Genomic DNA, 7676 nt, shown 5'->3' on the forward strand with positions numbered 1-7676 from the left:
CCGCACGGGGCCGCCCCGAGAACCTGTGGGCGCATGTGCACACCACGTGATATTTATGCGCTGATCATGTGTGCACCAGGGGAGGGGCTTCAATGAAGCGCAAAACATGGGTGATCGTTGGGGTGGCAGTGCTCGCCATCGGGGGGATCACGTCGCTGTTCAAAGACGACGAGCCGAGCAAACCGGCGGCCGACAGCAAGCCGAGCGCCACAGCGTCCGCGCGGCCTACCGCCGACCACCGCGTGAAACCATCCAAGACGCCTACGAGCGGTATCCCGTCACCCGATGCGGCACAGCGTGAGTCCCTGATACGCGCCCTACGCGCGATCGAGCCGGGGTTGGTCGCGAAAGAGGACCGGGCCGTAAGTCGGGCACGGGACACGTGCCTGGACCACAAGAGCGGCAAGGACGCGGCCATGGTCCAGAAGAACACCAAGAGCCGCTTTGAGGGGGGCACCGTGCCAAGCCTCGACGACGACCAGGCCGCAGGCATCGTGAGCGCGGTGAAGGAGTCGTTCTGCGGCTGACCAAACAGCCCTAACAGCCCCGTTCGGCCCCGTCACTTGCTGGGCGGGGCCGGTAGGTCTCAGGTGCTGCTCCGGGCCGCGAACGCGACGAACGCGGACCATGCATCGGGGGAGACGGTGAAGGTGGGGCCGTTCGGGTACTTGCTGTCACGGACAGGGACGATGCTGTGCGTGGCAGCGAGATTGACGGCGATCTCTATGCAGGTTCCGCCGTTATCGCTGTAGGAGGATTTGAACCAGTGCGGAACTGGGGTTTTAGTGCTCACGAGTTGCCCTTTCGTACCTGGTTGATCATGTCCACGGATGCTGGCTGGGACAACACTTCGCCCTGTAGCTGATGGTAGGCCGTCAGCATCGGAAGGACTGACGTGGGATCACGGTCCAAATGGCCTTGCGCCTGAGACTCGGCATACGCCATGACCGACCGGTCAGCCATCGTCAGCACGTTGACGGGCAGGTTCAGTGTGCGACGCTCTCCAATAGAGAAGGGTGCCACTTGCAACACGGTGGTCGGCGAGGCTGCAAACGTGAGCAGTCGGTCTAGTTGAGCTTCCATCACAGCTCGACCGCCGATAGGGCGTCGGAGGCAGCTTTCATCCATCACCACGAAGAGCATGGGAGGTCGCCTCCGCACCAATGCCTGTTGGCGTTCCATCAGGAACGAGACACGTTCGTTCGCTTGCTGCGGCGTGATTGCCCTCCGCTGCGCTGCACTGTCTGCCAGCACCTTTGCGTACTCCTGTGTCTGTAGCAGACCCGGAATGACCCCGGTCTCAAACACCCTGATCTCTACCGCTCGCCCCTCTTGCTCCACATACGAAGAGAAGCCTTCCAGCATCGAGCCATGCCGGATGTCGCGCCACTCGCGTTCGAACGCTTCGGCGGAGTCACCAGTCATCCCAAAAGCAGCATCAAGGCTGCGCGAGAACCGTAGAGTTGGCGGTTTGCGGCCAGTTTCCACGGCCGAGATGTGCTGACTGGAGCACCCCACCTGCTCGGCGAGGTCCTCTTGCTTCCACCCGCGCGCTTCCCGCAATCTGCGAAGACGCGCCCCGTAGGCTTCCCGTGGACTTCCGTCGGGATTCAACTCTTTCTGGTTGACCATGACACGTCCAAATCTCCCTTCGCTTCTGGTTACTTGAAGGGCTGCCGACTCTAGTCCACGCTGACACCTCCTGGTAGTGAACCCACTACGGAGAGGAGCGGCGGTGCCCGAAGAGAACCGCCCCGTGCTCCGTCTCGTCCGCAAGGACGTAGACACCCCAGCAGACCTTGAAGGCGAGGTTGTCGACGCAGTAATCCGGTCCGGTGGAGCGTGGCGCATAGCTCCGACCTGGTGGCTCCCTGCGAGCGAGTACCGCACCGACCGGGCCGCGATGGCGCGCGTACGGAGCGCGCTGGGCCGCCTTAAGTGGCTGTTCTCGTGAGTAGCGACGCGCGGGCAGCGCTGGCACGGCTCATGGCGGAGTACGGCGTTGACGGGGTACTGCTCTTCCCCAAGACCCCGCCGAGGGAGAGAAATCGCGACCCCTACACTGCCGCGTTCCCCAAGTGCCAGTGTCCGGAGCACCGCGCCGGGCGCGGCAAACCCGACGGCCCCATCAGAAACAGCGCCGACAACGCCAACGGTAAGAGCCAGGAGGGGAGTTCATGAGCCCCACTTTCCGGTACGTGCCGTACACAATCACCCATGACCCGCTCGCGTGCACCGAGGTCTCCGCCGTGTGCGTCTCCGGTGACGACACCGAGTGCGGCGCGAAATCCTCCGTCTACTTCCGCCCGGACTCCGTGATCGAGTGGATGAGGCAGCACGCGCAGGAAACCGGACACCAGCGCTACCGGCGCTCGTACGGCCACTACCTGTTGTTGGAACCGCCCGACGACTTCACAGGCGCGACCGTCATCGGCCAGGTGGTGCGCCGTGCGCTTCCGCCGGGGGACGGTGCCGCATGACCAGCCAGAGGGCAGCGGTCGCCCTCTTGGTGTCCGGTCTCCTGGGTTGCTGTGGTGACGACGGCCGAGAGGATCACTGTGTCGCCTGAACCATTCGACATCCCCGAGCACGTTGCAGATGCCGTAAAACCCCTGACCGCAAAGCTCGTTGCCAACCGGCGGGGTTCTGCCGTCTGGGATGTGGTGACACCCGCCGGCCGCCGTGCGGTCAAGCTCGGCTACCGCTGTCCTCCACACGATTGGACTGCACTGGCGCCCGCGCGTGAATCCGTCATCCTTCGCCAGATCATTCCGGAGGATGTCCAGTGCGGTGAATGGGCCGAGGGGACATGGAGCGCGCAGCCATGGCGGGAAGGGGTGGACCTGTTCAGCCGGTGGGAGCGCCATCGGGCCCACGGATCAGTGCCCAGCCTCGCCGAAGCGCTCTCGTGTGCCGCCCCCTTGGCCGACCTGCACGCGAAAGGCTGGGCGCACGGCGACGTACAGCCGAACCACCTCCTGATGGATTCAGCCTGCACGTGGCTCATCGATCTCGGTCTGGCGAGCGGCGGGCACGTCTCGGATGCCTTCGATTTCCCGTACCGCGGGTGCCTTGTCCACTACGAGGCACCGGAGATCTCTCGCAGCGTGCTGGACTCGGGCACGGCCGTACCGTCGTATGAGTCGGACGTGTACGCGCTCGGCGCTTCCCTTTTCCTCAGCGCCACCGGATGGCGGCATGTGGACTATCCCGACGACGCACCCCGCGAAGTCCAGCGACGCGCCATCGTGGGCAAGCCACACCGGCCCGTGGACGTCCCCGGCCCCTTGGGGAGTCTGATCGTCGCCATGATGCGCCGGGACCCGGCTACCCGGCCCACGGCTGCCCAAGTCACGGACGCCCTGAGCGAAGCGGCATATCCCCGCCCCTGGCAACCCCGGCACCACGTTTGACGGGTTCCACTCCATTCGGTCGGCCCACAGCCATGACGACCGTCCTACGGGCCGAGCGGAATTTCCGACGCGAGCGCGTCCAGTACGCGCAGGTACAGCACGTACAGCGCGTACGGCGCGTACGGCGCGTACTCGCGCGCTGGTGCGCCTACGGAAGCACGCCCAGAAGAGCCTCCAGCGCGCTTCCAAAGGCGTGGTCCGGCGGTGTGCCGTAGCCGATGACCAGAGCGTCGTAGTGCGGCGTGGGCGCATCGGGGGCACGGAAGCGGGTCAGCCCGTCCAGGGCAAGACCCTGCCATCGTGCGGCCTGAACGATGGACTGTTCGGTGCCGGGCGGGAGTTCGAGGACCGCGTGGAGGCCGGCGGCGATGCCGGTGGCGCGGATGTGCGGGGCTCGGTCGGCGAGCGCCGCGACGAGGCGGTCGCGGCGGCGCCGGTAGCGCAGCCGCATCGCGCGTACGTGGCGGTCGTACGCGCCGGAGACGATGAACTCCGCGAGGGTGAGCTGTTCGAGGGCTCCCGTCCCCCACTCCCCCGCGGCCTTGACCTCGGCGACCTCGGCTGCCAGCTGCCCCGGCAGCACCATCCACGCCAGCCGCAGCGCAGGCGCCAGGCTCTTGCTCGCGGTGCCGAAGTAGACGACGTGCTCCGGATCGAGGCCCTGAAGGGCTCCCACCGGTTGTCTGTCGTAGCGGAACTCGCCGTCGTAGTCGTCCTCCAGGATCAGCGCGCCCGTGCGCGACGCCCAGTCGACGACGGCCGCGCGCCGGTCCGGGTGGAGCGAGGCCCCGGTCGGGTACTGGTGCGCGGGGGTGAGGAGGGCGGCGCGTACGCCCCTGTGCCCGGCCAGTTCCTCCGTGCGCGCCCCGTGCCCGTCGACCGTGAGCGGTACGGTCCGCAGCCCGGCCCGGCGCAGAACGTCGCGGTGGAGCCAGAGCCCGTACGACTCGACGCCCAGCTCCCGCACCCCGCGCGCCCGCAGCACCCTCCCCAGCACCGCCAGCCCCTGCATGAACCCCGCGCACACCACGATGCGCGCGGGGTCGGTCCGTACGCCCCTGGCGCGGGCCAGGTAGTCGGCGAGCGCGGCGCGCAGCGCGGGGTGGCCGCAGGGGTCGGGGTATCCGAAGGCGTCGTTCGGGGCGGTGGAGATCGCGCGGCGGCCGGCGGCGAGCCACGCCGAGCGGGGGAAGGCGGACACGTCGGCGGTGCCGACGCGCAGGTCGTGGGCGGGGCGCCGGTCCTGCTCCGGCGGCGCGGCCCGGACCGCGCCCGGCCGCGGCACGGTGCGGTGCGCGACGCGCGTGCCGGAGCCCTGCCGCGCGGTGAGCCAGCCCTCGGCGACGAGGTCGCCGTACGCGTCGGCGACCGTGTTGCGGGCCAGGGCCAGGTCGGCGGCGAGGGAGCGGGAGGACGGCAGCCGGGTGCCGGGGGCCAGCCGCCCGGTGCGTACGGCCTCGCGCAGCGCACGGGTGAGCGCCGCGCGCACCCCGCCCGAGCCGGTCAGGTCGAGGTGCAGGTCCCGGCCGAAAGTGGCCCACGATTCCGCCATGGAAATGGACCATACCGTTGGACCAGTACAGGCGTAGCGTCGTAAACATGACGACGAACGAGAACACCCACACCCACGCCCCCCGCATGAACCTGACCGAGGCCATCCCCTCCGCCACCTACAAGGCGGTCATCGCCCTCGACGCCGCCGCCCGCAAGGGCGTCGACCCGGTCATCGCGGAACTGGTCAAGATCCGCGCCTCGCAGATCAACCACTGCGCGTTCTGCCTGGACATGCACATCAAGGACGCCCGCAAGGCCGGCGAGACGGAGGAGCGCGTCTACCTCCTGAACGCCTGGGAGGAGGCCGCGAGCTACTACACCGAGAAGGAGCAGGCGGCGCTCGCGCTCACCGAGGCGGTGACCGTCCTGACGGACGGCTTCGTGCCGGACGCGGTGTACGCGCGCGCGGCGGCCCACTTCGAGGAGGAGGAGCTGGCGCAGCTCATCGCCCTCATCGCCACCATCAACGTCTGGAACCGCTTCAGCGTGACGACCCGCAAGACGCCGGGCGCGGTCTGAGGCACGAGGCACACGCGAATGCCCCTGAGCCGTCCGGCGACGGGCCCAGGGGCGCGCGGCGGCGTCGCCGATCACTTCTCCGTCATCATCGGCCCTGCAACGCCTTGACGTTGTTGCCGAAGCTCCAGATGCGCGAGCCGTCCCAGTTGAGGGACCAGGTCATGAGGCCCTTGAGCGCGCCGCTGTACTTGTTCCACGCCTGCGACACCAGGCCCGTCGACATGTAGCCGCCCCCGGCGCCGGGCTGCGCGGGCAGGCCCGGGGCCTGCTTGTCGTACGGGACCTTGATGGTGGTGCCCTGGACGACAAGGCCCTTGTTGAGGCAGTCGGTCTGCGCGGTGAAGCCCTGGACGGTGCCGGCGGAGTACGAGTCGCCGGAGCAGCCGTACATGCTGCCGTTGTAGTACTGCATGTTCAGCCACCAGAGCCGGCCGTTGTCCGCGTACTTCTTGACGATCGGCAGGTACGCGCCCCAGATCGAGCCGTACGTCACGCTGCCGCCGGTGACGTACGCGGTCTCGGGGGCCATGGTCAGGCCGAAGTTGGACGGCATCTTGGCGAGCACGCCGTCGATGATGCGGATGAGATTGGTCTGCGAGGCGGAGAGCTGCTTGATGCTGCCGCCGCCGGTGAGCCCGGTCTCCAGGTCGATGTCGATGCCGTCGAAGTTGTACTTCTTGAGGATCGGCACCACCGTCTCCACGAACCGGTCCGCCACGGAGCTGGAACTGAGGTCGATGCCGGCCGCCGCCCCGCCGATGGACATCAGGATCGTCTGGCCTGCCGCCTTGGCCGAACACATCTCGGCCGGGGTCGAGACCTTCACCGTCGCGTCCATCCCGTCCTCCCACAGGACGGTGCCGTCGGAACGGATGACGGGGAAGGCCGCGTTGATCACGTTGTAGCCGTGCTGCTGGATGCGGGGGTCGTTGATCGGCGTCCAGCCGAAGGGCGGGTGCACGCCGTTGGCCGCGCCGTCCCAGTTCTCCCAGTACCCCTGGAGCACCTTGCCCGCGGGCTTCGACTTGACGGCGCAGGTGTCCTCCCGCGGCCCCGCCGGTCCGCTCGCCGCGGCGGCGACCGGTGCCTGCGACACCAGGGCCAAGGCGAGACCGGCCCCCAGCAGACGCACCATCCGAGCCATTCGACCGATCATGACGTGCTCCTTTCCGGCCACGACTGACGGCCTGAATCTAGAGTGAGCATGACAACCGGTCAATAGGTCTGGACCAAAGCCGCCGCAGATGCTTGCGGCCGCTGTCACGGGCGTTCAAGCTGTGACAGGCCGATTCGAACGGAAGGGACGGAAAGAGCACGTGACACGGATGGAGCCCGTCGCCGCCGCCGGCGAATACGCCCGGCACGCCTTCCCCGACGCCCTCGCCGTGATCGTGGGCGGCAGCGCGCTCACCGCGCGCCGCACCCCGACGTCCGACCTCGACATGGTCGTGGTGACCGCACCGCGGGACAACCCCTGTCGCCACTCGTTGCACTGGGCCGGGTGGCCGGTGGAAGTACTGATCCACGACGAGCAGACATTGGCCGCCTACTGCGACGACAATCTGGCCCGCCGCTGGCCGGGGATTCCGCGGCTGATCGCCGAGGGCGCGATCGTGAGCGAGCGCGACGCGCTCGGCCGACGCCTCCAGACCGAGATGCGCCGCCGCTTGGCCGAAGGCCCCTCGGCCGCGACCCCGGCCGAGCTGGAAGCCCACCGCTACCAGCTCACGGACGTACTCGACGACCTGGCCGGGGCCGAGGACCCCGCCGAGATCGCCTTCATCAGCTGCCGCGTCCTGACCAGATCCGCCCAACTGGCACTGCTGGCCGGGCGGCACTGGCAGGGCGCCGGAAAATGGCTGCTGCGTGAACTGCGCGACCACGACCCGGATTTGGCCGAGCGCCTGACCCAGGCTCTCCACGCACCCGCACAACTCGCCGCCGTAGCACACGAGATACTCGACACGGCGGGCGGCCCCCTATGGGCCGGCTACCAAGTAACCGACCCACGCACCCCGTGACGCTATAGCGCGCCCGGCGCTTGAGGACCGGGGCCCAGGGCAGAGCCCCGATCACGAAGCCCGGCCCATCCAGCCCGTCCGGCGATTGAGGACCGAGATCCGGGGCAGAGCCCCGATCACGAAGCCCAGCCCCATCCAGCCCGTCCGGCGATTGAGGACTGTGTTCCGG

General features: G+C 68.3%; 10 protein-coding genes. 6 read left to right on the plus strand and 4 right to left on the minus strand.

The window, feature by feature from the left end; genetic code table 11:
• Positions 1-92: 92 nt before the first annotated feature.
• Entirely contained in the window at positions 93-527 is a 435-nt protein-coding gene (locus ACFU99_RS03390) for a hypothetical protein (RefSeq protein ID WP_384385045.1), read from the plus strand.
• 59 nt (positions 528-586) lie between these two features.
• On the opposite strand, the gene ACFU99_RS03395 is transcribed toward ACFU99_RS03390, so the two are convergent.
• Together ACFU99_RS03395 and ACFU99_RS03400 are read right to left on the minus strand one after the other, a co-directional pair.
• Positions 587-793 (minus strand): DUF397 domain-containing protein, encoded by a 207-nt coding sequence (locus tag ACFU99_RS03395; RefSeq protein ID WP_384385047.1) that lies wholly within the window; start codon positions 791-793, stop codon positions 587-589.
• Positions 790-1632 (minus strand): Scr1 family TA system antitoxin-like transcriptional regulator, encoded by an 843-nt coding sequence (locus ACFU99_RS03400; RefSeq protein WP_384385050.1) that lies wholly within the window; start codon positions 1630-1632, stop codon positions 790-792. The genes ACFU99_RS03395 and ACFU99_RS03400 overlap by 4 nt, the downstream gene beginning before the upstream one ends.
• A gap of 103 nt (positions 1633-1735) precedes the next feature.
• Here ACFU99_RS03400 and ACFU99_RS03405 point away from each other — a divergent pair, with 103 nt between their 5' ends.
• The 3 genes from ACFU99_RS03405 (at position 1736) to ACFU99_RS03415 (ending at position 3413) form a co-directional block, all read left to right on the plus strand.
• On the plus strand, positions 1736-1954 hold the full coding sequence (locus tag ACFU99_RS03405) for a hypothetical protein (RefSeq protein WP_384385053.1): 219 nt from the start codon (positions 1736-1738) through the stop codon (positions 1952-1954).
• 223 nt (positions 1955-2177) lie between these two features.
• Positions 2178-2480 carry a hypothetical protein gene (locus ACFU99_RS03410; RefSeq protein WP_384385056.1) on the plus strand — a complete coding sequence of 101 codons (303 nt, stop codon included), beginning with the start codon at positions 2178-2180 and terminating at the stop codon, positions 2478-2480.
• A 54-nt stretch (positions 2481-2534) separates the two neighbouring features.
• Positions 2535-3413: a protein kinase gene (locus ACFU99_RS03415; RefSeq protein WP_384385057.1), complete on the plus strand. Its 879-nt coding sequence runs from the start codon at positions 2535-2537 to the stop codon at positions 3411-3413.
• A gap of 148 nt (positions 3414-3561) precedes the next feature.
• Here ACFU99_RS03415 and ACFU99_RS03420 read toward each other — a convergent pair whose 3' ends face one another.
• The gene (locus ACFU99_RS03420) at positions 3562-4965 is read right to left on the minus strand and encodes a PLP-dependent aminotransferase family protein (RefSeq protein WP_384385060.1); all 1404 of its coding nucleotides are present in this window, start codon (positions 4963-4965) and stop codon (positions 3562-3564) included.
• Positions 4966-5012: 47 nt separating this feature from the next.
• On the opposite strand from ACFU99_RS03420, the gene ACFU99_RS03425 reads away from it, so the two are divergent.
• Positions 5013-5486, plus strand: coding sequence for a carboxymuconolactone decarboxylase family protein (locus ACFU99_RS03425; protein WP_384385063.1), 474 nt, complete (start codon positions 5013-5015; stop codon positions 5484-5486).
• An 85-nt stretch (positions 5487-5571) separates the two neighbouring features.
• Here the strand turns inward: ACFU99_RS03425 and ACFU99_RS03430 are convergent, their stop codons facing one another.
• Positions 5572-6630 (minus strand): chitinase, encoded by a 1059-nt coding sequence (locus tag ACFU99_RS03430; RefSeq protein WP_384385073.1) that lies wholly within the window; start codon positions 6628-6630, stop codon positions 5572-5574.
• 172 nt (positions 6631-6802) lie between these two features.
• Between ACFU99_RS03430 and ACFU99_RS03435 the strand changes: the two genes are divergently transcribed.
• A complete protein-coding gene (locus ACFU99_RS03435; RefSeq protein ID WP_384385066.1) occupies positions 6803-7507 on the plus strand; it encodes a nucleotidyltransferase domain-containing protein in 705 nt (234 codons plus the stop codon).
• Positions 7508-7676 lie beyond the last annotated feature (169 nt).

This window comes from Streptomyces sp. NPDC057654 (assembly GCF_042800135.1).
Taxonomy (GTDB): domain Bacteria; phylum Actinomycetota; class Actinomycetes; order Streptomycetales; family Streptomycetaceae; genus Streptomyces.